The organism is Isoptericola sp. 178 (assembly GCF_030586525.1).
In the GTDB taxonomy this organism is placed as follows: domain Bacteria; phylum Actinomycetota; class Actinomycetes; order Actinomycetales; family Cellulomonadaceae; genus Isoptericola; species Isoptericola sediminis.
The window spans coordinates 941,214-967,690 of sequence record NZ_JAUQYN010000002.1 but is presented as its reverse complement, the minus strand read 5'-3'; the positions used below and the strand labels follow the sequence as shown (position 1 = coordinate 967,690).

The window sequence follows — 26,477 nt, the reverse complement described above, 5'->3', positions numbered from 1 at the left end:
GGCTCAGCGGCCGGTGAGCGTGTGACCCAGCGCGTCCCCCTCGCCGGCCGGCAGCACCCGCAGCCGGCGCGGGACGGCGGCGGTCGCCTCGGCGGCCGCCGCCCGCAGCGACTCCGGGGTGTCGTCGGAGACCCGCACGAACCAGCCCGAGCACTCGTCGAGCTCACCCCGGGCGAAGGCGACCGCGACGTCGACGGTGCGCTCGACGGGCGTCCACTCCGTACGGCCCTCGTGGGTCCGCATCCCGGCGGTCATGTCCGTGGCCACGACGCCGGGTGCCAGCTCGAGGGTGCGCAGACCCTGGTCGTGGCCCATGGCGTGCAGCTGCTGGCCCAGGCGCATCAGCGCCGTCTTGGACAGGTTGTAGGCGCTGGAGTAGGTCATGTCGTGCGACCCGGCGCCGCTGTTGAGGTCGACGACCCGGCCGCCGCCACGCGCCAGCATGCCCGGCACGACGTGCCGCGCGAGCAGGAACGGACCGCGGACGTTCGTCTCCATCACCTGCCACCACTCCTCGACGTCCGCCTCCCACAGGGGGACCTCGGCGTCGATGCGGCCCGCGTTGTTGACGAGCAGGTCGACCGACCCGAGCTCGTCCTCCGCCTGCCGGACGGCACTCGCGACCGCCTCGGGGTCGGTGACGTCGCAGGGCAGCACGACGGCCGTACGACCCGTCGCACGCACCTGCTCGGCGACCTCGGCCAGCCGGTCGGCGTCCCGGGCGAGGAGCGCCACGTCCAGGCCGGCGTCGGCCAGCCCGAGCGCGACGGCGCGGCCGATGCCGCGCGTCGCGCCGGTGACCAACGCCGTCCGCGCCGCGGGGAGGTCCTGGGGCTCAGCCACGGAGCACCGCCCCCACCCGCTCGGCCGTGACCCGCACCACGCCGTCCCGGGCGGCCCGGACGTCCTCGGCGGTCAGCGTCCGGTCCGCGGCCCGGAGCCGGACCGAGTACGCCAGGGACTTCTTGCCGCGGCCGATCTGCTCGCCCGTGAAGAGGTCGAACAGCTCGACCCGCTCGAGCAGCTCACCCGCTCCCGCCACGACGGCGGCCTCCACGTCGGCGGCCGGCACCGTGGCGTCCACGACGAGGGCGAAGTCCTCCTTGGCCGCGGGGAAGGCCGAGACCGGCGCCGCGACCCGGGGCGACCCGTCGGCGGCGTCGACGAGCGCCGTCAGGTCCATCTCGAAGGCGACGGTGCGGCGCGGCAGGCCCAGCTCCTCGAGCACCTTGGGGTGCAGCTCGCCCGCGTGCCCCACGGTCCGGACCTCTCCGTCACCGCCGGCGACCTCGAACCGCGCGCAGCGACCGGGGTGCCAGGGCATGTGGTCGGGGTCGTTCGAGACGACGACCTCGGCACCGGCCAGGTCGGCGACCGTCCGGGCGGCGTCGACGGCGTCGGCCCAGTCGACCGGCCGTCCGGGCCCCCACCATCCGGCGGGGACGCGGTTCCCGGTCAGCACACCGGCGACGCGGCGCGGCTGGTCGGGTGTGGCGGCGGCGAGCGCCTCGAGCTGGTCGGGGGCGGGCCGCACGCCCACGGGCAGCTGCGGCGCCGCCGGGGCGTCGGCGACCGGTCGGGTCACCTGGCCCATCTCGAACACGGCGACGTCGTCGATCCCGCGCGAGACGTTGCGCCGCGCGGTGTCGAGCAGGCTGACCAGCAGCGTGGTCCGCATCAGCGGGCGGTCCTCGGCCAGCGGGTTCGCCAGGCGCAGCGCCGTCCGACGCGGGTCGTCGGCGGGCACCCCGAGGGCGTCGAGGTCCTGCTGCCCGACGAACGGGTAGGACAGCACCTCGACGAGCCCCGCGTCCGCGAGCGCCCGGGCGACGGAGCGGCGGATGCGCTGCTCCGGCGTCAGCCCCCGACCGCCCGGGGCGGCCGGCAGGACGGAGGCGATCTGGTCGTAGCCGGCGATGCGCACGACCTCCTCGACCAGCGCCGCCGGCTCGACCAGGTCGGGCCGCCACGTCGGCGGCGTGACCGTCAGGGTGTCCGCACCGGACACCGCGCACCCGATCTGCTCCAGGATCTGCACGACCTGCTCGCGGGTGTACGGCACGCCCGAGGTGCGGGACGGCAGGGAGACGTCCATGGCCAGGGGCGCCGGGGTCGTGGTGGTGTCCAGGTCGCTCACCGCCGGGTCGGCCGTGCCGCCGCCGAGCTCGACGAGCAGGTCGACGACGCGCTGCGCGGCGACGGCGGGCAGGCGCGGGTCGACGCCGCGCTCGAAACGCTTGGCGGCCTCGGAGGGCAGCTTGTGCCGACGGGCGGTACGGGCGACGGTGACCTGGTCGAAGTGCGCCGCCTCGACGAGCACGTCCGTGGTGGCCGCGGAGACCTCCGACGAGGCGCCCCCCATGACGCCGGCCAGGCCGAGCACCCGCGAGCCCGGGCCGTCGGGCGAGTCGGTGATGAGCAGGTCCTCGGTGTCCAGGGCGCGGTCGACGTCGTCGAGGGTGGTCAGCCGCTCCCCCGGTGCCGCACGGCGCACCACGATCGGTGCCGTGACCGCGTCGAGGTCGTAGGCGTGCAGCGGCTGACCCAGGTCGAGCATCACGTAGTTGGTGACGTCCACGGCCAGGGAGATGGACCGCATGCCGGAGCCCTCGAGCCGTCGCTTCATCCACGGCGGCGTCGGCGCGGTCGGGTCGATCCCCCGCACGATGCGCGTGACGAACCGGTCGCAGCCGACCTGCCCGTCGATCGGCGCGGTGTCGTCCACCGCGACGGCGAACCCGTCCGCGGTGGCGGCCGGCGGCGCGGTGGGCAGCGCCTCGGCCAGGCCGCGGTCGGTGAACGCGGCGCCGGTCGAGTGGGCGTACTCCCGGGCGACCCCGCGGTAGCTGAAGGCGTAGCCGCGGTCCGGGGTGACGTTGATCTCGAGCACCTCGTCACCCAGGCCGAGCAGCGCGACCGCGTCCTGCCCGGGGGTGAGGTCGGCGGCGTCGAACCCGGCCTCGGTCAGCACGAGGATGCCCCCGTGGTCGTCGCCCAGGCCGAGCTCCTTGGTCGAGCAGATCATGCCGTCGGAGACGTGCCCGTAGGTCTTGCGCGACGCGATCGCGAACCCGCCGGGCAGCACCGTGCCCGGCAGGGAGACGACGACGAGGTCGCCGACGCCGAAGTTGTGCGCGCCGCACACGATGCCCCGCGCACCACCGGCGGGCACGTCGGCGTCGTCGACGCCCGTGATCCGGGTCGCGTTGTGCTCCGGCCCGACGTCGACCAGGCACCAGTTGATCGTCTTGCCGTTCTTCTGCGGCTCGCCGGTCATCTCCAGCACCCGGCCGACGACGAGCGGCCCGGAGACCGCGGCGGGGTGGATCTCCTCCTCCTCGAGCCCGACCCGGACCAGGTCGGCGGCGAGCTGCTCCGTGGTGAGGTCCGCGGGCAGCTCGACGTGGTCGGCCAGCCAGTCTGCAACGATGCGGGGCATCAGATCTCCGTCCCGAACTGCGTGGAGAAGCGCACGTCGCCCTCCACGATGTCGTGCATGTCAGCGATGGAGTGGCGGAGCATGAGCGTGCGCTCGATGCCCATGCCGAACGCGAACCCGGAGTAGACCTCGGGGTCGACGCCGGCGGCCCGCAGCACGTTCGGGTGCACCATGCCGCAGCCGCCCCACTCGATCCAGCCGGCACCACCCTTCTTCTGCGGGAACCACAGGTCCATCTCGGCGCTGGGCTCGGTGAACGGGAAGAAGCTCGGACGCAGGCGCGTCTTCGCCTCCGGGCCGAACATCTCCCGGGCGAAGGCGTCCAGGGTGCCCACGAGGTTCGCCATCGTCAGTCCTTCGTCGACGGCGAGGCCCTCGACCTGGTGGAAGACCGGCGTGTGCGTCGCGTCCAGGGCGTCGGTGCGGAACACCTTGCCGGGGCAGGCGATGTACAGCGGCACACCGCGGGCCAGCAGGGACCGGGCCTGGACCGGGGAGGTGTGGGTGCGCAGCACGAGGTTCGCACCGTCGGTGCGGTCTCCCCCGTCGGTGCCCGCGACGTAGAAGGTGTCCTGCATCTGGCGGGCCGGGTGGTCCGGACCGAAGTTCAGCGCGTCGAAGTTGAACCACTCCGCCTCGACCTCGGGTCCGTCCGCGATCTCCCAGCCCATCCCGACGAAGAAGTCGGCCACGCGCTCCTGGATCAGCTCGATCGGGTGGCGGGCACCGGCCGGGGTCCGGTTCGTCGGCAGCGTGACGTCGACGGTCTCCTCGACGAGCACCCGCGCGTCGCGCTCGGCCTCGAGCTCGGCCTGCCGGGCCGTGAGCGCCTGGTTGATGCGTCCGCGCCGGGGACCGACGTTCTTGCCGGCCGCGGCCTTGTCCGGGCCGGGCAGCGCCCCGATGGCACGGTTGGCCAGGGCCAGCGGGCTCTTGTCACCCGTGTGACGGGTGCGGACGGTCTTCAGCTCGTCGAGCTGGGTCGCTGCGGCGACGTCGGCCAGCGCGGCGTCCACCGCGGCGTCCAGGGCGGCGACGTCCAGCGGGTCGGGCAGCGGTTCGGGCGCAGTCATGCGTGCCTTCCTGCGTGGTGTGAGAGCGGCACCGCACAGTCTATGGTCCCGCGAGCGGCAGCACCGCGACGTCGTCGTGGGCCGGACCGCCGGACCGGCCGGCGCCGAGCCGCGAGGCCACCACGTGCACCGTCCGGACCGGCCAGGAGGGTCCGCGGTAGACCGCCAGGGCGTGGGCCCACCGGGAGAAGGGCGTGACCGGCTCGGCCGACTCCGCACCACGCCGGCCGCGGCGCCCGCCGGACCGGTCGCCGCCCACCCGCGCGCCGGAGGACCGGGCCACCGTCAGGTGCGGTCTCCCGCCGGCGCGGTCCGCCCCGTGGATCCCGGCCTCGGCGGCCGCGGCGGAGACGTCGCGCGACAACGACCGCAGCCGGTCCACGTCACCGCCGACACCGACCCAGAGCGTGCGGCCGCCGAACGTCCCGCTGCCCACCAGCACGAGCTCGAAGGCCGCCGTCCCCTCCAGCACGGCGGCCAGCTCGGCGACGTAGTCCTCGACCGCCCCGTCGGGGACCCCTCCGTGGAAGGCGAGCGTCACGTGCCGCTGCTCCCGGGGCACCCACCGCGGGCCGCCGGCCGGCGCCGTGGGCGACCCGCCGCCGACCCCGCCGAGCGCCAGGTCGAGGTGCTCGAGCGCCTCGCGGGGCGGGTAGACGGCCGTGAAGAGTCGCACGCGCCGATCGTACGGCCGGGCGTCGGCGGGGGGGTCTGCGTGATCCGTCGAAAAAACTTCGATCCGTCTGCATCCGACCGAGGGGTCCCCGACGAACACACGGGTGTCATGGCCCCGAAGGAGAGGAAAGACCCATGAAGCGCATCGCGATCGCCGGCGTGTCCGCGGCCCTCGCCGCCCTGGCCACGGTGGGAGCCGCCGGCTCGGCCTCCGCCCACGCCCCGGTAGGTGCGGGTGAGGGCGGCAAGCCCACCGGCATCGAGTGCCAGCAGTTCGGTATCGGCGTGCTCCAGGACACCGGCGTCCTGAGCAGCGTGGCCGCGAACGGGCTCGAGTGGCCGATCGGGAGCGGCGACTACCTGCCCTTCAGCACGGTGCTGAAGATCCACCGCACCGACCCCGGTACCGCGAACGTGGTGCTGAAGGCCTACGCGGACGTGCTGCTGCCCGGCGCGGACGTCGACGGCGCCATCGACGCCGCCTGCCCGGCCTGATCTCGGGCCCATCGACCGGCCGAGGGCCCCGCGTGTTCGTCCCACGCGGGGCCTTCGGTCATGTCCGGACGGGTGCGCCAAGGTCTCAGCGCTGCGCGCGTCCGGAGGCGTAGAGGCAGACCGTGGCGGCCGTGGCGAGGTTCAGCGACTCGGCTCGGCCACGGATCGGGACACGGACGACGGCGTCGGCCAGCGCCCGGTCCTCGCTCGGCAGGCCCCAGGCCTCGTTGCCGAACACCCAGGCGGCGGAGGCGGCCAGGTCGGGCACACCCTCGGGGCTCGCGCCGGCGACGTCGAGCAGATCGTCCAGGTCGTGGTCGCCGGTGCCGTCGGCGGCCAGCACGGCGCACCCGGCGGCCCGGACGCCCTCGACCACGTCGGACAGCGGCACCCCCGTCACGACCGGGAGGTGGAAGAGCGAGCCCGCCGTCGAGCGGACGACCTTCGGGTTGTGGACGTCGACGCTCTCACCGGCCAGCACCACCAGGTCCGCCCCCGCCGCGTCGGCGGCACGGATCACGGCGCCGGCGTTGCCGGGGTCGCGGACGGAGGCCAGCACGGCCACGAGCAGCGGACGGTCCGGCGACCTGCGCCGCTCCAGGGCCTCGCCCAGCTCGGGCTCGTCGGTGCGCACGACGGCGAGGACGCCCTGCGCGTCGGGGCTCATGGCGTCCAGCACCTCGGGCGTACCCAGGTGCACGTACAGCCCGGCGTCCAGCGCCGTGTCCAGGATCTCGGGGTGCCGTCGCGCCGCGGAGGCCGTGAGGTAGACGTCGCGCACCCGGGCGGACGCGTGCCGCACGGCCTCGCGGACGCCCTGGGGTCCCTCCACGAGGAACTGTCCGTGCTTCGCACGTGCAGAACGCCCGGACAGCGCCCTGACCTGCTTGACGCGACCTGCTCGCGGGTTGGCGAGGGTCACGTCCGGGATGCGGGGCATCGGCAGGAGGGCTGTCCGGGCGTCCTGGAAGACCGAGCCGGAGCTCAGGCGGCCTTCGGCGCGTTGACGTCCTGGGGCAGGGCGTCCTTGGCGACCTTGACCAGCGCGTTGAACGCGGCGGTGTCGTTGACCGCGAGCTCGGCGAGCATGCGACGGTCGACCTCGACGCCCGCGGCCTTGAGGCCCTGGACGAAACGGTTGTAGGTCAGACCCTGCTGGCGGGCCGCAGCGTTGATGCGCTGGATCCACAGCTTGCGGAAGTCGCCCTTCTTGGCCTTCCGGTCACGGTACGAGTAGACGAAGGAGTGGGTGACCTGCTCCTTGGCCTTGCGGTACAGACGGGAACGCTGGCCGCGGTAACCGCTGGCGCGCTCGAGGGTCGTACGACGCTTCTTGTGGGCGTTGACCGCCCGCTTCACGCGTGCCACGTGATGCTCCTTGCAGTTCGGGTCGACAAGTGCTCCCGGCGGCGCGAGCCGCCGGAGAGATCACTTACCGAGCATCTTCTTGATTCGCTTGACGTCGGCCGGGGCGACGTCCTGGTCCACGGCGAGCCGACGCGTACGGCGGCTCGACTTGTGCTCGAGGTAGTGCCGGGCGTTCGTCTGCTCACGCATGAGCTTGCCCTTGCCGGTCGTCCGGAAGCGCTTCTTGGCACCGGAGTGCGTCTTGTTCTTCGGCATGACTGCCGTCTCTCCTCGTGTCGGTCACCCGCCCGGGGGCGGGGACGTGGTGCTGACCGTGGCCGGTGGGGGCCGACCCGGTGTCAGATGGTTCGTGCGGTGCTCAGCGCTCCCGAGGACCGGGCTTCGGCCCCGGCTTCGGCCCCGCCGCGGCGCTGGGCTCGGGCGCTGCCTGCTCCTCGACCGGCGCCTCCACCGGCTCCTCGGCCGGCTCCGGCTCGACCTGGTCGTCCGCGGCGCGGCGCGCCTCGGCCTTGACCTCGGACTTGGTCTTGCGCTGGGCGTTGACCTCGGCGGACCGCTTGCGCTGCTCGCTCTTGGCCTCGGACTTCTTCTTCACCGGCCCGAGGACCATGGTCATGTTGCGGCCGTCCTGCTTCGGCATGGACTCGACGAAGCCGAGGTCCGCCACGTCGTCCGCGAGCCGCTCGAGCAGACGCACACCGGCCTCGGGGCGGGACTGCTCACGACCACGGAACATGATCATGACCTTGACCTTGTCGCCGGCCGCGAGGAACCGCTCGACGTGGCCCTTCTTGGTGGCGTAGTCGTGCGGGTCGATCTTGAGACGGAACCGGATCTCCTTCAGGAGGGTGTTCGCCTGCTTGCGCCGCGCCTCACGCGCCTTCATGTCCGACTCGTACTTGTACTTGCCGTAGTCCATGAGCTTGGCGACGGGCGGACGGGCTGCCGGGGCGACCTCGACGAGGTCGAGGTCAGCGTCCTGGGCAAGCTTCAGGGCGACTCCCGTGGCGACCACGCCGACCTGTTCCCCGCCCGGGCCGATGAGCCGGACCTCGGGGACGCGGATCCGGTCGTTGATGCGAGGCTCGCTGATGGTGATGCTCCTAGTGCTCGATGTGACGACCGTCAGGAACGAGAAAGGCCCCCGTCCTGAGTCAGCAGGCGGAGGCCATCGATACCGTCGTCCTCCGGTGCCCCGCACCGACGGACGACCTGGTGGGACGACGCGAGTCGTCCGACCGGACCCGGCCCCTGTCGGCATCTGCCTGTCGGTGCGCGGGTGGGATGATCTCCACTTGCTGCACCCGGCCACTGGGCAGCCGGGTCGGTCGACCACACACTGTAGCACGGAGGCGCCGTAGGGCGGCCACGGGAACCCGTGTCGCCTCCGTCACCACGACACGACCCCAAGACTGGAACGATTCCAGGGAACGATCTAGGGTGACGGCATGACCAGGACACCGATCGACGACCCGGCGGAGCGCCAGCTGCTGCGCGACGCCGGTCTGCGCGTGACGGGAGTACGGCTCGCCGTCCTGCGTGCGCTCGGTGAGCACCAGCACTCGACGGCCGACACCGTGGTGCGGGCCGTGCGGGCCGAGCTGGGCACGGTCTCGGTCCAGGCGGTGTACGACTCGCTGCACGCCCTGGCCGACGCCGACCTGCTCCGCAGGATGGAACCCGCCGGCCACCCCGCCCGCTACGAGCGCCGGGTCGGCGACAACCACCACCACATCGTCTGCCGCGCGTGCGGAGCGGTCGCGGACGTCGACTGCACGGTGGGGCACGCGCCCTGCCTCCTGCCGAGCGACGACCACGGCTTCACGGTCGACCTCGCCGAGGTGACCTTCTGGGGGCTGTGCCCCCCGTGCCGCGGCTGACACAACCCCCTGAGAAAGGACGTCACTCCATGACGACCCCCACGACGACGCAGACCGGCAGCCCGGTCGCGAGCGACCAGTACTCCCTCACGGTCGGTGCCGACGGCCCGACCGTGCTGCACGACCGGTACCTGGTCGAGAAGCTCGCCTCGTTCAACCGCGAGCGCGTCCCCGAGCGCAACCCGCACGCCAAGGGCGGTGGCGCGTTCGGTGAGTTCGAGGTCACCGAGGACGTCTCGCGGTACACCGCGGCCGCCGTGTTCCAGCCCGGTGCCACGTCCGAGACCCTGCTGCGGTTCTCCTCCGTGGCGGGCGAGCAGGGTTCCCCCGACACCTGGCGCGACGTGCGCGGTTTCGCGCTGCGCTTCTACACCACCGAGGGCAACCTCGACGTCGTCGGCAACAACACCCCCGTGTTCTTCCTGCGCGACGCGATGAAGTTCCCGGACTTCATCCACTCCCAGAAGCGCCTCGGCGCCTCCGGCCTGCGCGACGCCGACATGCAGTGGGACTTCTGGACGCTGTCGCCCGAGTCCGCCCACCAGGTGACCTACCTCATGGGCGACCGCGGGCTGTCGCGGTCGTGGCGCCACCTCAACGGCTACGGCTCGCACACCTACCAGTGGATCAACGCCGAGGGCGAGCGGTTCTGGGTGCAGTACCACTTCATCTCGCACCAGGGCGTCGAGCACCTGAGCAACGAGGACGCCGAGCGCATCGCCGGCGAGGACGCGGACTACTACCGCCGCGACCTGTACGAGGCGATCGAGCGCGGCGAGCACCCCTCCTGGGACGTCAAGGTCCAGGTCATGCCGTACGAGGACGCCAAGACCTACCGGTTCAACCCGTTCGACATGACGAAGGTCTGGCCGCACGCCGACTACCCGCTGATCAAGGTCGGGACCTTCACCCTGAACCGCAACCCGCGCAACTTCTTCGCGGAGATCGAGCAGGCCGCGTTCTCGCCGGGCAACCAGGTGCCGGGGACGGACATCTCCCCCGACAAGATGCTCATGGCCCGCGTGTTCTCCTACAACGACGCGCACCGCCACCGCATCGGCGCCAACTTCAACCAGCTCCCGGTGAACCAGCCGCACGCCTCCGAGGTGCACACCTACATGCACCAGGGCCCGATGCAGTACCACTTCAACGGCCCGGAGCACCCGGTCTACACGCCGAACTCCTTCGGCGGCCCGGCCGCGGACCCGACGCGCACCGCCGAGGGCAGCTGGGAGACCGACGGCGAGCTGATGCGCTCCGCCTACACCCTGCACGCCGAGGACGACGACTTCGGGCAGGCCGGCACCCTCTACCGGGAGGTCTTCGACGACGCCGCCAAGGCGCGCTTCCTGGAGACCCTGACGGGCCAGGGCAAGGCGATCACGGTCGACGAGATCCGCGAGCGCTTCTTCCAGTACTGGACGAACGTGGACGCCGAGCTCGGCGCCAAGCTGCGCTCCGAGGTCGCCGCCTGACCGGTGTGACCTGACGTCCCGAGGCCGGACCCGCCGACGCGGGTCCGGCCTCGGTCGTGCGGGCGCCGGAAGGTGCCAAGATGTACCCCATGAACGCCAGCACCGACCCCCTCGACGCGACCGGGGCCACGCGCGACATCGCCGACGTGGCCGCCGTCGAGGTCATCACCACCTCAGCGGTCCACCTGATGAGCGCCGCCGCGGTCAAGTGCGGCCTCGCCGCCGAGGACGACGCCTCCGAGCACCTCGACCTCGACGAGGCCCGCAAGCTCATCACGGCGCTGGCCGCGCTCGTCACCGCCAGCGCGCCGGACATCGGCAACCAGCACGCACGGTCTCTGCGGGACGGGCTGCGGTCCCTGCAGCTGGCGTTCCGCGAGGCGTCCGTCGTCCCGGACGCCCCCGGCGAGGGTCCCGGGGAGTCCTACACAGGTTCCGTCGTCTGACATGACGTCGCCGACGCCGTCCTGGGAGGCCGCGGGGCCGGTGCACCGCACCGAACCCGCGCCCGGGCGCGGGACGCCCCGGAGAGGACGGGGCTGGCGGGTCGCCACGATCGTGCTCGCCGTGGCCCTCGTCGTGGCCGTCGCCACCGCCGGGTACCTGTGGCAGACCACGGACGCGTGGGAGGACCACGCGGCCGAGTGGGAGGGCGAGGCGCAGCGGTACGCGGAGGAGGTCGCGGCGCTGCAGGTGGAGCTGGACGGGGTCACCGCCGAGCTCGTCGCCGCACGCGAGCAGCTCGACACCGCCACGGAGCGGATCACCGCGCTCGCCGACGAGAAGGCCCAGCTCGGCGACGAGAACGTCGCCAGCCAGCAGTACCTGGACTACCAGCGCCGCGTCAGCGAGGCGGCGGGCGTCGTGGCCACCGCGCTCGGGCAGTGCACCCAGGCGCAGTTCCAGCTGATCGGGTACCTGGAGAACCGGGAGGCCTACGACCCGGCCGACCTCGAGCGGTTCGGCGAGGACGTCCAGGCGCTGTGCGACGAGGCCACCGAGGCCAACGACCAGCTGCAGCAGGAGCTCTCGCGGTGAGGGCACCGCTGCGCACGGGCGTCGTGGCGGCGGCGGTGGCGCTCGCGGCGTCCTGCGGCACGCTGCCCGACATGCCGCCGCCGGTCCCGGCCGACCTGGTCCCGACCGTGGCGGTCCCGTCGCTGGACCCCGAGGAGTCGGCCCGCCTCTCCCCCGACGGCTTCGACGCGGTCCAGCGGATGGCCGTGCGGATCCGCAACGTCGGCTGCCAGGGACTGTCGACCGGTTCCGGGTTCGCGCTGGACGCCACCACGCTGATCACCAACCGTCACGTCGTGGCGGACTCGGAGTCGCTGCAGGTCAACACCTACGACGGACGCGACATCGACGTGTCGGCGGCGAGCACGGCCGCCCTCGCCGACCTCGCGGTCGTGCGCACCGAGGACGAGCTGCCGTCCGCCCCCGAGCTGGCCGAGGCCGACCCGGAGCCCGGGGCGTCGGTCAGCGTGGTCGGGTACCCGTCCGGTGGCGCGCTGACCGTCACCGCGGGCGAGGTCATCGGCACCACGACCGACCCGCTCAACGAGAACCTCGGCGAGGTGCTCGTGACGGACGCTCCCGTGGAACCTGGCTCCTCCGGGTCCGCCGCCCTGGACGAGGCCGGGCGCGTCATCGGCGTGGTCTACGCCAAGACGACCGACGGACGCTCCCTGGTCGTCCCGCAGTCGACGCTGCGCGAGCTGCTGGAGGACACCAGCGCGTTCACGCCGCTGCCGGCCTGCTGACGGCCTCAGCGAGCGGCGGCGATGCGCAGCTCGAGGGAGTCCACGCGCTCGGCCACCACCGTGGCGGCGGCGAGCCGCGCGTTGACCTGGCCGAGCACCGCGTCGAGGCCCGCGCGGTCGAGCCCGGGGTTCAGCTCCAGGCGCACCGCCACCTCCGCCGACCGGCCGGGCAGCGCCGTCGCGCGCACGACGTGCTGCACGGGGGCGGCGGCGTCCGCGATGGCCCGGGCCACCTCGGCGTCGACCTCCAGACCGTCGTCCGTGGGGACCAGCGCCGGGCGCCACTCCACACCCTGGGCGAGCGCCCAGACGGCGGGCCGGGGCACCAGGGCGGTGACCGGTCCGGCAGGGTCCAGGACCAGCAGCGACCACTTCTCGTCCACGGCCGACAGGGCGGCGCGGGCCGCCTCGGCGGGCACCGGCCGCGCATCGGCCCGCCAGGCCTGCATGGCCGCCACGGAGGAGAAGATCGGCAGGGCGCGGCGACCGTCGGGCGACTCGAGGGCGACGACGCCCGCCGAGGCCTCCTTGTCGACCGCGAGCTCGGCGCCGTCGTGCTCGACGGTGCCCTGCGACTCGACCTCCGCGAGGACCGGGACGAGCACACGCGTCTCGGCGAGCCGGGCGACGACGTCGCGCAGCGGCGTCGTCCCGGCGCGCCACCCCTCGAGGCGACGCACCAGCTCGGCGTCCGCGGACCCGTCGTCGCCGGCGAACTGGCTCGTGGGCTGGATCGACCTCATGGCCGGCCCGCCACGTCGAGCGCCTCGGGCAGCGTGAACGCCCCCGCGTACAGCGCCTTGCCGACGACCGCACCCTCGACACCGTCACCGGTGAGGGTCCGCAGCGCGGCGAGGTCGTCCAGGGAGGAGATCCCGCCCGAGGCGACGACCTTGGCCGGGGTGCGCGCGGCGACCTCCCGCAGCAGGTCCACGTTGGGGCCGCGCAGCGTCCCGTCCTTGGTGACGTCGGTGACGACGTAGCGGGCGCAGCCGGCCGCGTCGAGCCGCTCGAGCACCTCCCACAGGTCACCGCCGTCACGGGTCCAGCCGCGGGCCGCCAGGGTCGTGCCCCGCACGTCCAGGCCGACGGCCACGGCGTCGCCGTGCTCGGCGATGACGCGGGCGGTCCAGGCCGGGTCCTCCAGCGCGGCGGTGCCGATGTTGACGCGCCGGGCGCCGGTGGCCAGGGCGCGTTCGAGGGAGGCGTCGTCGCGGATGCCGCCGGACAGCTCGACCTGCACGTCGACCTCCTGGACCACGCGGGCCAGCAGGTCGGCGTTCGAGCCGCGGCCGAAGGCGGCGTCGAGGTCGACCAGGTGGATCCACTCGGCACCGCCCTCCTGCCAGTCGAGGGCGGCGGACAGCGGGTCGCCGTACGAGGTCTCCGAGCCGGCCTCGCCCTGGACGAGACGGACGGCCTGGCCGTCCGCGACGTCGACGGCGGGCAGCAGCACCAGTCGTTCGGTCATGCGGGAGTTCTCCAGTCGTGGTGGGAGAGGACGGTCAGAGCGAGCGCACCCAGTTCTCGAGCAGGGTGGCGCCGGCGTCGCCGGACTTCTCGGGGTGGAACTGCGTGGCGGACAGCGGGCCGTCCTCGACGGCCGCGACGAACCGCGCCGGCGAGTCCGCCGGTCCGTGCGACGACCACGTGACGAGCGGCGGGGTGAAGCGCGGGTCGGCGTCGTCGTCGTGACCCTGGGTGAACGACTGCGCCGCGTAGGAGTGGACGAAGTAGAAGCGTTCGTCCTCGACGCCGCGGAACAGCGTCGAGCCGTTCGCGGCCTCCACGCGGGACCACCCCATGTGGGGCACGACCGGCGCGTCCAGACGCTCGACGACGCCACGCCACTCCCCCAGGCCCTCCGTGCGCACACCGTGCTCGACACCCGCGTCGAACATGACCTGCATGCCCACGCAGATGCCCAGCACGGGGCGCCCGCCGGCGAGGCGTCGGTCGACGACCTGGTCGCCGCGCACCTCGCGCAGGCCCGCCATGCACGCCGCGAAGGCGCCCACGCCCGGGACCACCAGCCCGTCGGCCTCCCCGGCCACGTGCCGGTCGGCGGTCAGCTCGACCTCCGCGCCGACACGCTCGAGGGCACGGACCGCGGAGCGCACGTTGCCGAACCCGTAGTCGAGGACCACGACGCCCGGACGGTGCGACGACCGGGCGGCGGGGGCGGGCCGTGCGTTGAGCTCGGCGGAGGCACCTCCCTCGGGCAGCAGCTCGGGGGTCTCGGAGGCGCCCATCACTTCTTCTTCCGGGCCTTGCGGGACACGGCCGAGAGCATCCGGACGGCCTTGAGCCGGCCGATCCCGTCCGAGGACACCACGCCGGGCAGCTCGTCGAGCGAGAGGTGGCCGGTGAGCAGGTCCTCCAGCGCCTCGGGCGCGCCGCCGAGAACCAGCCCGGGCGGCAGCTCGCCGTCGTCGGCGCCGTCGGTGTAGCGGCGGCAGGTGAGCTGCTCGCCGTCCCGCGTCACCAGCACGAGGGGCACCCCCTTGACGACCTGCGAGATGCGGGCCGCCGCGGCGCGCGGGGCCTCGCCGGAGCGGTCGCGCAGGACCGCCAGCGCGCCGACCGGCGTCGGCACGGCGTCGACCTCGATCTGGGCCAGCACACAGGCCGCCGCGAGCGCCTCGGCGTCGGCGACCTGGGTGATGAGCACCGCGATCTCGGGCTCGTCGGAACCGGTCAGAGCCGACAGGTCGTCCGGGATCTCCAGGCCCTCCGGCAGCTCGGGCTCGGACGACCCGGACGGGCCGGGCCGGTCGGATTCGGGGAAGTTGGGCACCTACAGCGCTCCCTTGGTCGACGGGATGCCCTCGACCCGTGGGTCGAGCGCGACGGCGGCCCGCAGCGCACGGGCCAGGGCCTTGAACTGGGCCTCGACGATGTGGTGCGGGTCCCGACCGGCCAGGACACGCACGTGGAGGCAGATGTCCGCGTGGTGGGCGATCGACTCGAGCACGTGCCGGGTCAGGGATCCCGTGAAGTGCCCGCCGATCAGGTGGTACTCCTGCCCGGCCGGCTCCCCGGAGTGCACGAGGTACGGACGGCCGGAGACGTCCACCACGGCCTGGGCGAGGGCCTCGTCGAGGGGGACGAGGGCGTCGCCGAAGCGCGCGATGCCCTTCTTGTCGCCGAGGGCCTGCTTGAGCGCCTCGCCGAGGACGATCGCGGTGTCCTCCACGGTGTGGTGCGCGTCGATGTCGGTGTCGCCGGTGGCGCGCACCGTCAGGTCGATCAGCGAGTGCTTGCCCAGCGCGGTGAGCATGTGGTCGTAGAACGGCACCGTCGTGGAGATGTCGGTGCGCCCGGCCCCGTCGAGGTCCAGCTCGACGACGACGGTCGACTCGCTCGTGGCGCGCTCGATGCGCGCGGTGCGGCCTGTCATCCCTGCTCCTGTTCGGCGATCACGTCGGTCAGCGCGTCCTGGAACGCCTGGGTCTCCTCCCGGGTGCCGACCGAGACCCGCAGCCAGCCGTCCGGCCCGGTCTCGCGGATCAGCACACCGCGGTCCAGCAGCCCCTGCCAGACCGCGTGCCGGTCGGCGAAGGTCCCGAAGAGCACGAAGTTGGCGTCGCTCTCGGCCACCTGCACCGGACGACCGGCGCTGTGCTGCCGACGCAACCATGCCACGAGCGCGTCCCGCTGCGCACGCAGGTCCGCCACCTGAGCCAGCAGGAGGTCGCGGTAGGACAGCGCGGCCCGGGCGGCGGCCTGGGTCACGGCCGACAGGTGGTACGGCAGACGGACCACCCGCAGGGCGTCGACGAGCGGTGCCGACGCGGCGAGGTAGCCGAGGCGCAGACCGGCCGCCGCGAAGGCCTTGGACATGGTGCGCGTCACCGCCAGGTGCGGGTAGGTGTCCACCAGCTCCAGCGCGGACGGCGTCCCGGCACGTCGGAACTCGGCGTAGGCCTCGTCGACGACGACCACGGCGGGGATCCGTGCCGCGGCCTCCAGGACCACCTCGAGGGTGGCGCGCGGCAGCGCGGTCCCGGTCGGGTTGTTGGGGCTCGCCAGCAGGATCACGGAGGGCTGCTCGGCCTCGATCGTGGCCACGGCCGTGGTCGCGTCGATCGTGAAGTCCTCGGCCCGGCGACCGGTCACCCACCGGGTGTGCGTGTCCCGCGCGTACTCCGGGTACATGGAGTAGGTCGGGGCGAAGGACAGCGCCGTGCGACCCGGGCCGCCGAACGCCTGCAGCAGGTGCAGCATGACCTCGTTCGACCCGTTGGCCGCCCACACCTGCTCGGGTGCGACCCGGACGCCGGACTCCACGGCGAGGTAGTCCGCCAGGTCCTGGCGCAGCGCCGGGAAGTCGCGGTCGGGGTAGCGGTTCAGCGAGCGCGCGGCGTCGGCGACGCCGGCGGCGATGCCGGCCACGACCTCCTCGGAGGGCGGGTACGGGTTCTCGTTGACGTTCAGCAGCACGGGGACGTCGAGCTGCGGGGCGCCGTACGGCACCTGGTCGGCGAGCTCGGGGCGCAGCGGCAGGGCCGGCGCGTCGGGGGTGGTCACCGCCCCAGTCTACGAACTGTCAGACGACCACGACGTCGCCCCCGGACACCTCGACCGCGATCTCGGCCAGCGGCTCGGGAGCCGGGCCGGACTGCACCGCGGCGTCGTCGAGGGCGAAGACGGACCGGTGGCAGGGGCACTCGAGCACACCGTCGCCCGGGGTGACGGTGCACCCCTGGTGCGTGCACACCGCGCTGAAGACGTGCACCTCGCCCTCCGCGGGCTGGGTCACCAGGACCGGCACTCCCCCGACCTCGGCGCTCACGGCGCCGCCCACCGGGACGTCGGCGAGCGCGACGACCGCCTCGCCCGCGCCGGACGAGGCGGCGTCGTCCGCGGACGCGCCGGGGTCGGTGCCCTCGCTGCAGGCCACGAGCACCCCGCCGGCGACCGCGACGCCGGCGGCGGCACCGGCACCGCGCAGGAGCTGGCGGCGCGAGCAGCAGGGCGGGGTGGACGGCGTCATGGCGACTCCTCGGGTGTCAGGGGTGACGGATCTCACGTTCCGGTGGCAGCATGACCATCATGGACGCACCCAGCGGGCCGGTGCCAGCGAAGCACGGCGTGTCCGGCACGCACGTCGCCTGGTTCTGGCGCTCGGCGGCCGCCGTCGGCGTGGCCGCCTCGGCGGTCGTGCACCTCCTGCTGTGGAACCAGGGGTACCAGGACCTGGACGTGGTCGGGCCGCTGTTCCTCCTCAACGCCGCCGGCGGGGCCGTGCTGGCGGTGCTGCTCGTCGTCTGGCGGCACTGGCTCCCGCTGGTCGGCGGCATCGTGTTCGGCGCGACCACCCTGCTGGCGTTCGTGGCCTCCGGCACGGTCGGGTTCTTCGACGTGTCCGGACCGCTGATGTTCGGCCGGGACGAGACCATCGCCGCGGTCGCCGAGGTCCTCGCCGTGGTCGCCTCCACGGTCGCGCTGCTGCGCGAGCAGCGCCGCTGAGGCTGTGGACCGGCACCCGTGCTGTCGCCGTCGCCCCCTACGATCGCAGGGTGACCTCCGCCGACGACCCGTACGCCGACCTCGAGCCCGTCTGGACGGACGCCGACGTGCCGCCGGACGACGACGCCCCGCCGCCGGACGACGAGAGCGGGCCGCCGGCGGACGCCCACCTGGCCCGTCCCGCGGCCGCTCCCGCACCCGGTGCGGCCCCTGGGTCGTCCGCGGGCGCTGACCGCGCCGAGGCGACGCGGCGGGCCAAGCTGGCGATGCTGCGCGGCCTGATGGACACCGCCGGCGGCGCCGACGGCTCGAGCACCCTGCGCGACGAGGCCGCCGCCGCGCTGCGGGCCCTGGTCGGCCGCGACGACGCCGTGCTGCGCGAGGACCAGTGGACCGCGATCGAGGCCCTCGTCGCGTTCCATCGCCGGGCGCTGGTGGTGCAGCGCACCGGCTGGGGCAAGTCCGCCGTGTACTTCGTCGCCACGCAGCTGCTGCGGGCACGCGGCGCCGGGCCGACGGTCATCGTCTCCCCGCTGCTGGCGCTCATGCGCGACCAGATCGCGGCGGCCGACCGGGCCGGCATCCACGCCGTGACGATCAACTCCTCGAACGTCACCGAGTGGGACGCGATCCACGCCCAGATCGCCGCCGGCGAGGTGGACGTGCTGCTGTGCTCGCCGGAGCGGCTGAACAACCCGGCCTTCCGCGACGAGGTGCTGCCGCGGCTCGCGGCGGACGCCGGCCTGGTCGTCGTGGACGAGGCCCACTGCATCTCCGACTGGGGCCACGACTTCCGTCCGGACTACCGGCGCATCCGCACGCTGCTCGCCGACCTGCCGCCGGGCATCCCGGTGCTCGCGACCACGGCCACCGCGAACGAACGGGTCACCCGGGACGTCGCCGAGCAGATGGCCGTCCACGGCGAGGGGGTCGCGAGCGCCGACGGCACGCTCGCCACCAGCGACGACGTCCTGGTGCTGCGCGGCGGGCTCGACCGCGAGTCACTGCACCTGGCGGTGCTCGAGCTCGGCGACCAGCCCACCCGCGTGGCCTGGCTCGTCGAGGCGCTGCAGGAGATCGACGGGTCCGGGATCGTGTACTGCCTGACCGTCTCGGCGGCGGAGGAGATCGCCGCCCAGCTCCGGTCCGCCGGACTCGCCGTCGCGGCCTACACAGGACGCACCGACCCGACCCAGCGCGCCCAGCTCGAGGAGGACCTCAAGACCAACGAGGTCAAGGCGCTCGTGGCGACCTCGGCGCTCGGCATGGGCTTCGACAAGCCCGACCTGGCCTTCGTCGTGCACGTGGGCGCACCGTCCTCGCCGATCGCGTACTACCAGCAGGTCGGCCGCGCCGGCCGCGGCGTCGACGACGCCGTGGTCGTGCTGCTGCCCGGCCACGAGGACAAGGCCATCTGGGACTGGTTCGGGTCGCAGGCCTTTCCGGCGGAGCACCAGGTCCGCGCCACCCTCGCCGCACTGTCCGACGCCGGGGCCCCGCTCTCGACGGCCGCGCTGGAGACGCACGTCGACCTCAAGCGGTCACGCCTGGAGACGATGCTCAAGGTCCTCGACGTCGACGGCGCCGTGCGCCGCGTGCAGGGCGGCTGGGTCGCGACCGGCGCCGAGTGGGTCTACGACGCGCAGCGCTACGCCCGCGTGGCGGAGACCCGCCACCGTGAGCAGCAGGCGATGCTCGACTTCATCGCGACCCCGGGCTGTCGCATGCGGTTCCTGCGGGAGCAGCTGGACGACCCGCAGCTGCCCGACGGGTGGAACTGCGGGCGCTGCGACCGCTGCGGGGGCGTGACGCTGCCGCCGCCCCCCGCGGACGACACCGTCGCCGAGGCGCGCTCGGAGATGGACCGACCCGGCGTCGGCGTCGAGCCGCGCAAGATGTGGCCCTCGGGGCTGTCCACCCTCGGGCTGGACCTCAAGGGCAAGATCGACCCCGGCGAGCGCGCCGAGCCCGGACGGGCCGTGGCACGGTTCGACGGTCTCGGCTGGTCCAACCCGGTCCGCGACCTGTTCGCCCCCACGACGCCCGACGGCGAGACCCCGGTCGCCCTGCGCGGCGCGGCGGCACGCGTGCTGGACGACTGGGACGCCCTGCACGGCGACGCCGCCCAGGAGGGCGGGGAGCGCCCGGTCGTCGTGGAGGGCGTCGTCGCCGTGCGCTCCGTCACACGGCCGCAGCTGACGTACCACCTGGCCCACGGCCTGGCCGCCTATCTGGGCGTGCCGCTGATCGGGGCCGTCGGCCCGGCGCCGGGCGCCGAGGAGCCCGGACGGCACGACGTCAACTCCGCGATGCGCCTCGCCGGCGTGGCCCGACGGCTGCGGCTGGAGCTCAACGAGGCGGCGTTGTCCGGCCTGCCCGGTCGCCGCGTGCTCCTGGTGGACGACTGGACCGACTCCGGGTGGACGCTCACCGTCGCGGCCCGGCTGCTGCGTCAGGCGGGCGCAGCGGCCGTGCACCCGTTCGTGCTCGGCGTGCGCTGAGGGTTCCCGGCCGGCCTACGCCCCCAGCAGGCCCCGGACGTCGTCGGCGTCCAGGACCCCGGCGAACCGCCCGGCGGCGTCGTCGACCACGGCGTCGAACAGCGCGGCCTTGCGCCGCGCGAGCGCCATGACCTTCTCCTCGATGGTGTCGGCCGCGACCAGTCGGGTGACCTGCACCGGCCGGGTCTGGCCGATCCGGTGGGTGCGGTCGATCGCCTGGGCCTCGGCGGCCGGGTTCCACCACGGGTCCAGCAGGTAGACGTGGTCGGCCTCGGTGAGGTTCAGCCCGAACCCGCCCGCCTTGAGGCTGATGAGGAACACCGGTGCCTCGCCGGCCTTGAACCCGGCGATCACCCCGGCACGGTCGCGGGTGCTGCCGTCGAGGGACACGGTCGCCAGCCCGGCCTGGGCGCACCGGGCGGCCACCCGGCGCAGGAAGGAGGGGAACTGGGAGAAGACGAGCGCCCGGTGACCCTCGGCGACGAGCTCGACGAGCTGGTCCACCACGAGGTCGAGCTTGGCCGACGTCACCCCGGCGTAGGCGTCGTCGACGAGGGCGGCGTCCAGCGCCAGCCGCCGCAGCGTGGTCAGCGACCGGAAGATCGCGGCGCGGTTGGCCTCGAAGTCGGTGAGCAGCCCGAGCAGGCGCTGCCGTTCCCGTTGCAGGTGGGTGTCGTAGATCTTGCGGTGGTCGGCGGTGAGCGGGACCCGCAGCACCTGCTCGGTCCGGGCGGGCAGCTCGGGGGCGACCTGCTCCTTGGTGCGGCGCAGCATGAGGGTGCGCAGCCGACGCTGCAGCCTCCCGAGCGCACGGTTCCCGGCGGCCACGACCTGCGGGTCGTCGTCGCGTGCTGCGGCCTCGACCGGTCGCACCACCTCGGCGCGGAACCGGTGCGACGACGGGTACAGCCCCGGGGCGACGATCGCGAGCATCGCCCACAGCTCGGTGAGGTTGTTCTCCAGCGGGGTGCCCGTGACGGCGAGCTTGAAGGGGGCGTCGAGCCGGCGGGCGGTCTGGTGGGCCCGCGTCCGGGGGTTCTTCGCGAACTGCGCCTCGTCCAGGACCAGCCCGGCCCACGGGCGTCCCTCGAAGGCGGCGACGTCCAGCCGGAAGACGGCGTAGGAGACCACGACGACGTCGGCCCCGTCGGTGAGGTCGGCCAGGGACCGGCCGAGCTTCTTCGTGGTCGACGGGACGGGCACGACGCGCAGGTCGGGGGTGAAGCGTGCGGCCTCGTCGACCCAGTTCCCGACGACGGAGGCGGGAGCCACCACGACGAACGGTCGACGCGGGCCGTCCTCGGCCCGTACCCGGACCCCGGCCACGAAGGCGAGGACCTCGAGCGTCTTGCCGAGGCCCATGTCGTCGGCGAGGATCCCGCCCAGCCCGTGGCCGTGCAGGAAGCTCAGCCACTCGTACGCGCGGTGCTGGTACGGCCGCAGCTCGGCGCACAGTCCGGGCGGCGCGGGCACCGGTGCCACGGTCCGGTCGCCGGCAGCGAGGAGACGCAGGTCCGCCACGGTCCGCCGCCACCGCGCGGACACGTCGACGGAGTCGGCGAGGTCCTCCAGCTCCCCCCACAGCTCGGCGTCGTACCGGCTGACCCGCAGCCGGCCGGGCACGTCCTCGAGGGCGGAGGCCTCGTCGACGAGGTTCCGCAGGCGACGCAACGAGGCGTGGTTCAGCCGCAACCAGGAGCCGTCCGTGAGCAGCAGACGCTTCTGCCCGCGGACCAGCGCCGTGAACAGGCGGGTGAAGGGAACCTCCCGGCCTGCCACCGTGACGGAGATCCCGAGGTCGAGCCAGTCCGCGTCGCCGGACGCGGCGCCGTCGACCACGACCCGGGGCGGGGCGTCCAGGTGCTGGTAGTCGGGGACGTCGGGCGCCTCGACGACGACACCGGCGCCGGCCAGGGCGGGCAGCACCTCACCGGCGAGGTCGAGGGCCTCCAGGCCGGTGTACGTCTGCTGCCGGGCGATCTCGAAGCGCTCGAACCCGGCCAGTCCGCGCACGGCCGCGACGGCAGCGGCCCGGATCTCGTCCTCGGCCTCGGGTCCACGGGAGGGGTCGTGCGCCGCACCGTCCAGCGGCACCTCGCGAGGCGCACCGGCCGGGCGCGGGTACCGCCACGACCAGCGCACGACGGCGCGCTGCGGGGAGTCGAAGTCGGCGCGGGCCACGAGCACCGGCCGTGCGGGTTCGGGCAGCTCGACGCTGCCGTCGGAGACGACGGTGACGGCACGACGCAGGGCGGGCAGGTGCTCGCCGACCAGCTCGTCGACGTCGGCGGCCGGCACGTCCAGCGACCCGCCACCGACGAGCTCGCGCGCACCGTCGGTCAGCCGGGCGCCGGTGGGCGCGAGGCGCAGCAGCGTGCGGCCGCCGCGGGTCTCGACCGTGAACAGCCCGCTGGTGCCGACGGCACCCTGACGCTCGGGTCCCACGACGTCCTCGCCGTCGACCGACACCACGGGGTCCAGCCGGACGCCGTCCGCGACGGACCGGGCGGTCAGCCGCAGGGAGGCCGTGCGCCCCAGCAGCACCTCGTCGCGGCTCCCCTGCCCCACCAGGGGGATCTGCAGCTCGGCGGCCTCGGCCAGCAGCGGCCAGAGCCCTCGTCCTGCCGTGGCCAGCGGTCGCCAGGCCTCGCGGCTGCGGGTGACGCCGTCGCTGAGCGCGGCCCCGAGGTCGGCGAACCAGCGCCGCACCGCGGGGGTAGGCGTGGCCCGGACGTCGGCGAAGGCGTACAGGCCCCGGGCCAGCGCCTCCCAGCCGGCCTCCGGTGCCGTCTTCCACCCGCCGTTGCGGGCCGGGGCGACCGGTCGCACGGACAGCTCGGGGGGTGCCTCGGCGAAGGCCCCGTCCAGCCGGAACCGCAGGCCGACCGGCAGGACGGCGCCGGCGCTCGCCGGGTCGGGTCCGGCCGACGTCACCGCGGCGAGCCGACCGCGCCATCCTCCCGGCGCGTCCTGTCCTCCGGGGCCGTCCGCGCCGTGCCGGCCCACGTGCAGCAGGGCTGCCGCCACGTGCTTGCAGTCCGTCGCGACCGGGCAGCTGCACGACGCCTCGTCGACCGCGTACCGGCCGTCGGCGTCGACGGTGAACCGGATGCGGCACCCGTACGGCCGCACCGCGCTGCCGGCGACCCGCGCTGCGAGGACCAGGGCGTCGTCGTCCCAGCTCCAGGAGACGACCATGCCGCCGCGCTCGTAGCCCTGGGCGCGGCGGAAGGTCGTGGCCCCCACCAGTCCGCCGATCTCGAGCGGGTCGACGCGGGGCGGGACGGTGGGCATGGCGTCCATGCTGTCACGCCCCACCGACGCCCGGCGCCGGGGTGTTGTCGACCGCTTGGCACACTATTTCGCGAGCCATGACACCGGTCGCGATGCGCGCCGGGCCGCTCAGAAGCGCCCGCGGACCGCCTCGCCGTGCGCCGGCAGGTCCTCGTCGTCGGCGACCGCGACGATCCGGTCGGCCACCTCCGCCAGGGCGTCCCGGTCGTACTCGATCACCTGCACCGACTTCAGGAACGCGTGCACGCCGAGCCCGCTGGCGAAGTGCGCCGTCCCGCCCGTGGGCAGCACGTGGTTCGACCCCGCCAGATAGTCGCCGAGGGAGACCGGCGAGTAGGGCCCGACGAAGATCGCCCCCGCCGACCGCACCCGCTCGGCCCACGCGGCGGCGTCGACCGTCTGGATCTCCAGGTGCTCGGCACCGTAGGCGTCCACCACCGCGAGCCCCTGCTCGAGGTCGTCGACGAGCACGACGGCCGACTGCGGACCGGACAGCGCGGTGGTCACTCGTTCGGTGTGCTTCGTGGCGTCCGCGAGGTCGGTCAGCTTCGCCTCGACGGCGCCCGCGAGCTCCGGCGACGGCGTCACCAGCACCGAGGCGGCCATCGGGTCGTGCTCGGCCTGGCTGATGAGGTCCAGGGCGACGTGACCGGCGTCGGCCGTGTCGTCCGCCAGGACGGCGATCTCCGTGGGGCCGGCCTCCGAGTCGATGCCGACGACGCCACGGACCAGGCGCTTCGCCGCCGCCACGTAGACGTTGCCCGGGCCGGTGACGACGTCCACCGGCTCGCACAGCACGTCCCCGTCGACCGGGTCGGTCCCCGCCGCGCCGTAGGCGAACATGGCCACCGCCTGAGCGCCGCCGACCGCGTAGACCTCGTCGACCCCGAGCAGCGCGCACGCCGCGAGGATCGTCGGGTGCGGCAGCCCGCCGGCGTCCCGCTGCGGCGGGGAGGCGACCGCGAGCCCCGGCACCCCCGCCTCCTGGGCCGCGACCACGTTCATGATCACCGAGGACGGGTAGACGGCCAGCCCGCCCGGCGCGTAGAGGCCCACGCGCTGCACCGGGATCCAGCGCTGACGCACCTCGGCCCCGTCGGCCAGCACGGTCGTGTGCTCCCGGGGGACCTGGGCGGCGTGCACCGCCCGCACCCGGCGGATCGACTCCTCGAGCCCGGCGCGGACACCCGGGTCGAGCTCGGCCAGCGCGGAGCGCATCGCCGCGGCCGGGACCCGCAGATGCTCGGGACGCACCCCGTCGAAACGCTCGGCCAGGTCGCGCAGCGCGGCAGCGCCACGGGACCGCACGTCGGCCAGGACGGGAGCGACGGCCTCGGTCGCCTGCTCCACGCCGACCTCGGGGCGCGGCAGCACCCCGATCAGGTCACGGCGGGACAGGGACCGGCCCCGAAGATCGATGCGTCGGATCACCCCACCAGTCTAGGTGCGGCGTGCCGCAGCACGTCCGGGCGTCCCGGACAATGGGCGCATGGACACCCCGATCGAGGTACCGATCCGCGACGACGTCATCCGCCTGGGCCAGTTCCTCAAGCTGGCCGGCCTGGCCGAGTCGGGCACCCACGCCCGCGACCTGGTGGCCGACGGCGACGTGAGCGTCGACGGCGAGGTCGAGACCCGACGTGGGCGTCAGCTCACGCGCGGCATGCGGGTCACCGTCGCGGGACCCGAGGGTGACGAGACCGTCGTCGTCTCCTGACCCTCGACCTCGACCTGAGGGTGACCCTCGACCTCGACCTGAACCTGAGGTCGACCGCCTCCGCGGCCCGTCGCCTCAGGACGCCATGTACGCCGAGGACATGGTCCGGTCGACGGTGAGCTCCAGCACGATCCGCCGCGGGTCGTAGGCGACCTGCCGGTAGCGACGCGCGTAGCGCCGCACCGCCTCGGCCACGGCGTCGGGGTCCTCGACCACCTCCAGCGTGCCTTCCAGGGTGAGCCACCGCCCGCCGTCGACCTGGCACAGCGCGGCCCGGGGCGGTTCGCCGTCCGGCCCGCGCCGTCGCGCGTTGGCGGCCTTGACCGACCCCCGTCGTGCCGTGACGCGGGCGATCCCCCGCTCGGCGTCCCAGGTGAAGCCGACCGGCACGACGTGCGGGGTGCCGTTCGCGCGCAGGGTCGTCAGCGTGGCCAGGTGGCGCTCGGTGACGAAGACGAGCTGTTCGGGGTTGAGTCGGATCATCGGCGCCAGCCTACGCGGCGCAGCGATGAGTTCCGGCGGGTCCGGTCGTCCCACCCTGCACACGTCACCCGAGGAGGCCCCGATGTCCGTCCACCCCTCGGCGCCCGCCCGACCCGGACGCCCTGCCGTCGTCGACCGCGAGACCTGGCTGCGCGCGCGGCGGACGCTCCTGTCCCGCGAGAAGGCGCACACCAAGGAGGGCGACGCGCTCGCCGCCGCGCGGCGGCGGCAGCCGATGACGGCGGTCGACCCCGCGACGGTCCTCGTGGGCGCCGGCGGCCGTGTCACCCTGCTGGACCTGTTCGAGGGGCGGGACCAGCTCGTGACCTACCAGCACATGTGGCACGCCGGGCACCCCGTCGAGGGCCAGTGCGTCGGGTGCACGGCGAGCGTGTGGAGCCTCCAGGACGCCGCCTACCTCCACCACCGGGGAGTCTCCTTCGCCGTCGTGTGCGAGGGCCCCTGGGACGAGGTCGCGCCGTACGTGGCGTTCATGGGGTACCGCGTGCCCTGGTACTCGCTGCAGGAGGCCGAGGACGAGGCGGTGCGCGGCGGCCTGAGCGACGACCGCGGCCTGCTCTCGTGCTACCTGCGGGTCGGCGAGGACGTGTACCTGACGCACGAGACCACCCACCGCGGGGTCGAGGCCGTCATGGCACAGCTCCAGGTGCTCGACCTGACGGTGTACGGCCGCCAGGAGGCCTGGGAGGACTCCCCCGACGGCTGGCCGCAGCACCCCACCGGGACCTGGTGGACGGACCGGGGGCGGCCGGTGCCGCAGTGGACGCGTCCCGGCGCTGCGCCGTTCGACCCGGACGCACCGCGCGGGCACCACCACTGAG

The 26,477-nt window shown here is 74.1% G+C and carries 28 protein-coding genes; 10 read left to right on the top strand and 18 right to left on the bottom strand.

What is annotated here, in order from left to right; genetic code table 11:
- Window positions 1–3 precede the first annotated feature (3 nt).
- The 4 genes from Q6349_RS09000 to thpR are packed head-to-tail and all read right to left on the bottom strand — an operon-like array spanning window position 4 to window position 5,188.
- Window positions 4–843 (bottom strand): SDR family oxidoreductase, encoded by an 840-nt coding sequence (locus tag Q6349_RS09000; protein ID WP_304603756.1) that lies wholly within the window; start codon window positions 841–843, stop codon window positions 4–6.
- Window positions 836–3,439 (bottom strand): phenylalanine--tRNA ligase subunit beta, encoded by a 2,604-nt coding sequence (gene pheT / locus Q6349_RS08995; protein ID WP_304603755.1) that lies wholly within the window; start codon window positions 3,437–3,439, stop codon window positions 836–838. The genes Q6349_RS09000 and pheT overlap by 8 nt, the downstream gene beginning before the upstream one ends.
- A complete protein-coding gene (pheS, locus tag Q6349_RS08990; RefSeq protein WP_304603754.1) occupies window positions 3,439–4,512 on the bottom strand; it encodes a phenylalanine--tRNA ligase subunit alpha in 1,074 nt (357 codons plus the stop codon). Before pheS ends, pheT begins: the two co-directional genes overlap by 1 nt.
- A gap of 40 nt (window positions 4,513–4,552) precedes the next feature.
- Complete coding sequence (gene thpR / locus Q6349_RS08985) at window positions 4,553–5,188, bottom strand: RNA 2',3'-cyclic phosphodiesterase (protein WP_304603753.1); 636 nt, start codon at window positions 5,186–5,188, stop codon at window positions 4,553–4,555.
- 134 nt (window positions 5,189–5,322) lie between these two features.
- On the opposite strand from thpR, the gene Q6349_RS08980 reads away from it, so the two are divergent.
- Window positions 5,323–5,682 carry a hypothetical protein gene (locus Q6349_RS08980; protein WP_304603752.1) on the top strand — a complete coding sequence of 120 codons (360 nt, stop codon included), beginning with the start codon at window positions 5,323–5,325 and terminating at the stop codon, window positions 5,680–5,682.
- A gap of 85 nt (window positions 5,683–5,767) precedes the next feature.
- On the opposite strand, the gene Q6349_RS08975 is transcribed toward Q6349_RS08980, so the two are convergent.
- The 4 genes from Q6349_RS08975 to infC form a co-directional block, all read right to left on the bottom strand.
- Window positions 5,768–6,622, bottom strand: a complete 855-nt coding sequence (locus Q6349_RS08975) for an RNA methyltransferase (protein ID WP_304603751.1) — start codon at window positions 6,620–6,622, stop codon at window positions 5,768–5,770.
- Window positions 6,623–6,666: 44 nt separating this feature from the next.
- Window positions 6,667–7,050: a 50S ribosomal protein L20 gene (rplT, locus tag Q6349_RS08970; protein ID WP_171247708.1), complete on the bottom strand. Its 384-nt coding sequence runs from the start codon at window positions 7,048–7,050 to the stop codon at window positions 6,667–6,669.
- 60 nt (window positions 7,051–7,110) lie between these two features.
- Window positions 7,111–7,305, bottom strand: a complete 195-nt coding sequence (gene rpmI / locus Q6349_RS08965; RefSeq protein ID WP_171247709.1) for a 50S ribosomal protein L35 — start codon at window positions 7,303–7,305, stop codon at window positions 7,111–7,113.
- A 103-nt stretch (window positions 7,306–7,408) separates the two neighbouring features.
- Window positions 7,409–8,092 carry a translation initiation factor IF-3 gene (gene infC / locus Q6349_RS08960; protein WP_369810846.1) on the bottom strand — a complete coding sequence of 228 codons (684 nt, stop codon included), beginning with the start codon at window positions 8,090–8,092 and terminating at the stop codon, window positions 7,409–7,411.
- A 406-nt stretch (window positions 8,093–8,498) separates the two neighbouring features.
- Between infC and Q6349_RS08955 the strand changes: the two genes are divergently transcribed.
- The 5 genes from Q6349_RS08955 to Q6349_RS08935 all read left to right on the top strand — a co-directional run bounded on the left by Q6349_RS08955 (window position 8,499) and on the right by Q6349_RS08935 (window position 12,168).
- On the top strand, window positions 8,499–8,930 hold the full coding sequence (locus Q6349_RS08955; RefSeq protein ID WP_304603750.1) for a Fur family transcriptional regulator: 432 nt from the start codon (window positions 8,499–8,501) through the stop codon (window positions 8,928–8,930).
- 29 nt (window positions 8,931–8,959) lie between these two features.
- Window positions 8,960–10,405, top strand: a complete 1,446-nt coding sequence (locus tag Q6349_RS08950) for a catalase (protein WP_304603749.1) — start codon at window positions 8,960–8,962, stop codon at window positions 10,403–10,405.
- Between the two features lie 89 nt (window positions 10,406–10,494).
- Entirely contained in the window at window positions 10,495–10,851 is a 357-nt protein-coding gene (locus Q6349_RS08945; protein WP_171247712.1) for a DUF1844 domain-containing protein, read from the top strand.
- Window position 10,852: 1 nt separating this feature from the next.
- Window positions 10,853–11,443 carry a hypothetical protein gene (locus tag Q6349_RS08940; protein ID WP_304603748.1) on the top strand — a complete coding sequence of 197 codons (591 nt, stop codon included), beginning with the start codon at window positions 10,853–10,855 and terminating at the stop codon, window positions 11,441–11,443.
- Entirely contained in the window at window positions 11,440–12,168 is a 729-nt protein-coding gene (locus Q6349_RS08935) for a S1C family serine protease (RefSeq protein ID WP_304603747.1), read from the top strand. Before Q6349_RS08940 ends, Q6349_RS08935 begins: the two co-directional genes overlap by 4 nt.
- A gap of 5 nt (window positions 12,169–12,173) precedes the next feature.
- Here Q6349_RS08935 and Q6349_RS08930 read toward each other — a convergent pair whose 3' ends face one another.
- Genes Q6349_RS08930 through Q6349_RS08900 form a run of 7 tightly spaced genes read right to left on the bottom strand, consistent with a single transcriptional unit; the run spans window position 12,174 to window position 17,164 of the window.
- Window positions 12,174–12,911 carry an SseB family protein gene (locus Q6349_RS08930; RefSeq protein ID WP_171247714.1) on the bottom strand — a complete coding sequence of 246 codons (738 nt, stop codon included), beginning with the start codon at window positions 12,909–12,911 and terminating at the stop codon, window positions 12,174–12,176.
- Window positions 12,908–13,639 carry a bifunctional 1-(5-phosphoribosyl)-5-((5-phosphoribosylamino)methylideneamino)imidazole-4-carboxamide isomerase/phosphoribosylanthranilate isomerase PriA gene (gene priA, locus Q6349_RS08925; protein ID WP_304603746.1) on the bottom strand — a complete coding sequence of 244 codons (732 nt, stop codon included), beginning with the start codon at window positions 13,637–13,639 and terminating at the stop codon, window positions 12,908–12,910. Before priA ends, Q6349_RS08930 begins: the two co-directional genes overlap by 4 nt.
- A gap of 34 nt (window positions 13,640–13,673) precedes the next feature.
- Window positions 13,674–14,420: an imidazole glycerol phosphate synthase subunit HisH gene (hisH, locus tag Q6349_RS08920; RefSeq protein WP_304603745.1), complete on the bottom strand. Its 747-nt coding sequence runs from the start codon at window positions 14,418–14,420 to the stop codon at window positions 13,674–13,676.
- On the bottom strand, window positions 14,420–14,965 hold the full coding sequence (locus Q6349_RS08915) for a hypothetical protein (RefSeq protein ID WP_171247717.1): 546 nt from the start codon (window positions 14,963–14,965) through the stop codon (window positions 14,420–14,422). The genes hisH and Q6349_RS08915 overlap by 1 nt, the downstream gene beginning before the upstream one ends.
- Window positions 14,966–15,568 carry an imidazoleglycerol-phosphate dehydratase HisB gene (gene hisB, locus Q6349_RS08910; RefSeq protein ID WP_171247718.1) on the bottom strand — a complete coding sequence of 201 codons (603 nt, stop codon included), beginning with the start codon at window positions 15,566–15,568 and terminating at the stop codon, window positions 14,966–14,968.
- Window positions 15,565–16,698 carry a histidinol-phosphate transaminase gene (locus Q6349_RS08905; RefSeq protein ID WP_304603744.1) on the bottom strand — a complete coding sequence of 378 codons (1,134 nt, stop codon included), beginning with the start codon at window positions 16,696–16,698 and terminating at the stop codon, window positions 15,565–15,567. The genes hisB and Q6349_RS08905 overlap by 4 nt, the downstream gene beginning before the upstream one ends.
- 19 nt (window positions 16,699–16,717) lie before the next feature.
- Window positions 16,718–17,164, bottom strand: a complete 447-nt coding sequence (locus Q6349_RS08900; RefSeq protein WP_171247720.1) for a ubiquinol-cytochrome c reductase iron-sulfur subunit — start codon at window positions 17,162–17,164, stop codon at window positions 16,718–16,720.
- Between the two features lie 59 nt (window positions 17,165–17,223).
- Here Q6349_RS08900 and Q6349_RS08895 point away from each other — a divergent pair, with 59 nt between their 5' ends.
- Window positions 17,224–17,640: a hypothetical protein gene (locus Q6349_RS08895; protein ID WP_304603743.1), complete on the top strand. Its 417-nt coding sequence runs from the start codon at window positions 17,224–17,226 to the stop codon at window positions 17,638–17,640.
- 266 nt (window positions 17,641–17,906) lie between these two features.
- Complete coding sequence (locus Q6349_RS08890; RefSeq protein WP_304603816.1) at window positions 17,907–20,141, top strand: RecQ family ATP-dependent DNA helicase; 2,235 nt, start codon at window positions 17,907–17,909, stop codon at window positions 20,139–20,141.
- A 15-nt stretch (window positions 20,142–20,156) separates the two neighbouring features.
- Here the strand turns inward: Q6349_RS08890 and Q6349_RS08885 are convergent, their stop codons facing one another.
- Both Q6349_RS08885 and hisD read right to left on the bottom strand, forming a co-directional pair.
- The gene (locus Q6349_RS08885) at window positions 20,157–23,435 is read right to left on the bottom strand and encodes an SNF2-related protein (RefSeq protein WP_304603742.1); all 3,279 of its coding nucleotides are present in this window, start codon (window positions 23,433–23,435) and stop codon (window positions 20,157–20,159) included.
- A gap of 108 nt (window positions 23,436–23,543) precedes the next feature.
- Entirely contained in the window at window positions 23,544–24,866 is a 1,323-nt protein-coding gene (hisD, locus tag Q6349_RS08880; RefSeq protein WP_304603741.1) for a histidinol dehydrogenase, read from the bottom strand.
- 58 nt (window positions 24,867–24,924) lie between these two features.
- On the opposite strand from hisD, the gene Q6349_RS08875 reads away from it, so the two are divergent.
- Window positions 24,925–25,152, top strand: coding sequence for an RNA-binding S4 domain-containing protein (locus Q6349_RS08875; RefSeq protein WP_304603740.1), 228 nt, complete (start codon window positions 24,925–24,927; stop codon window positions 25,150–25,152).
- 75 nt (window positions 25,153–25,227) lie between these two features.
- Here the strand turns inward: Q6349_RS08875 and Q6349_RS08870 are convergent, their stop codons facing one another.
- Entirely contained in the window at window positions 25,228–25,635 is a 408-nt protein-coding gene (locus tag Q6349_RS08870; protein ID WP_304603739.1) for a pyridoxamine 5'-phosphate oxidase family protein, read from the bottom strand.
- Window positions 25,636–25,717: 82 nt separating this feature from the next.
- Between Q6349_RS08870 and Q6349_RS08865 the strand changes: the two genes are divergently transcribed.
- Window positions 25,718–26,476 (top strand): DUF899 family protein, encoded by a 759-nt coding sequence (locus Q6349_RS08865; protein ID WP_304603738.1) that lies wholly within the window; start codon window positions 25,718–25,720, stop codon window positions 26,474–26,476.
- Window position 26,477: the final 1 nt, after the last annotated feature.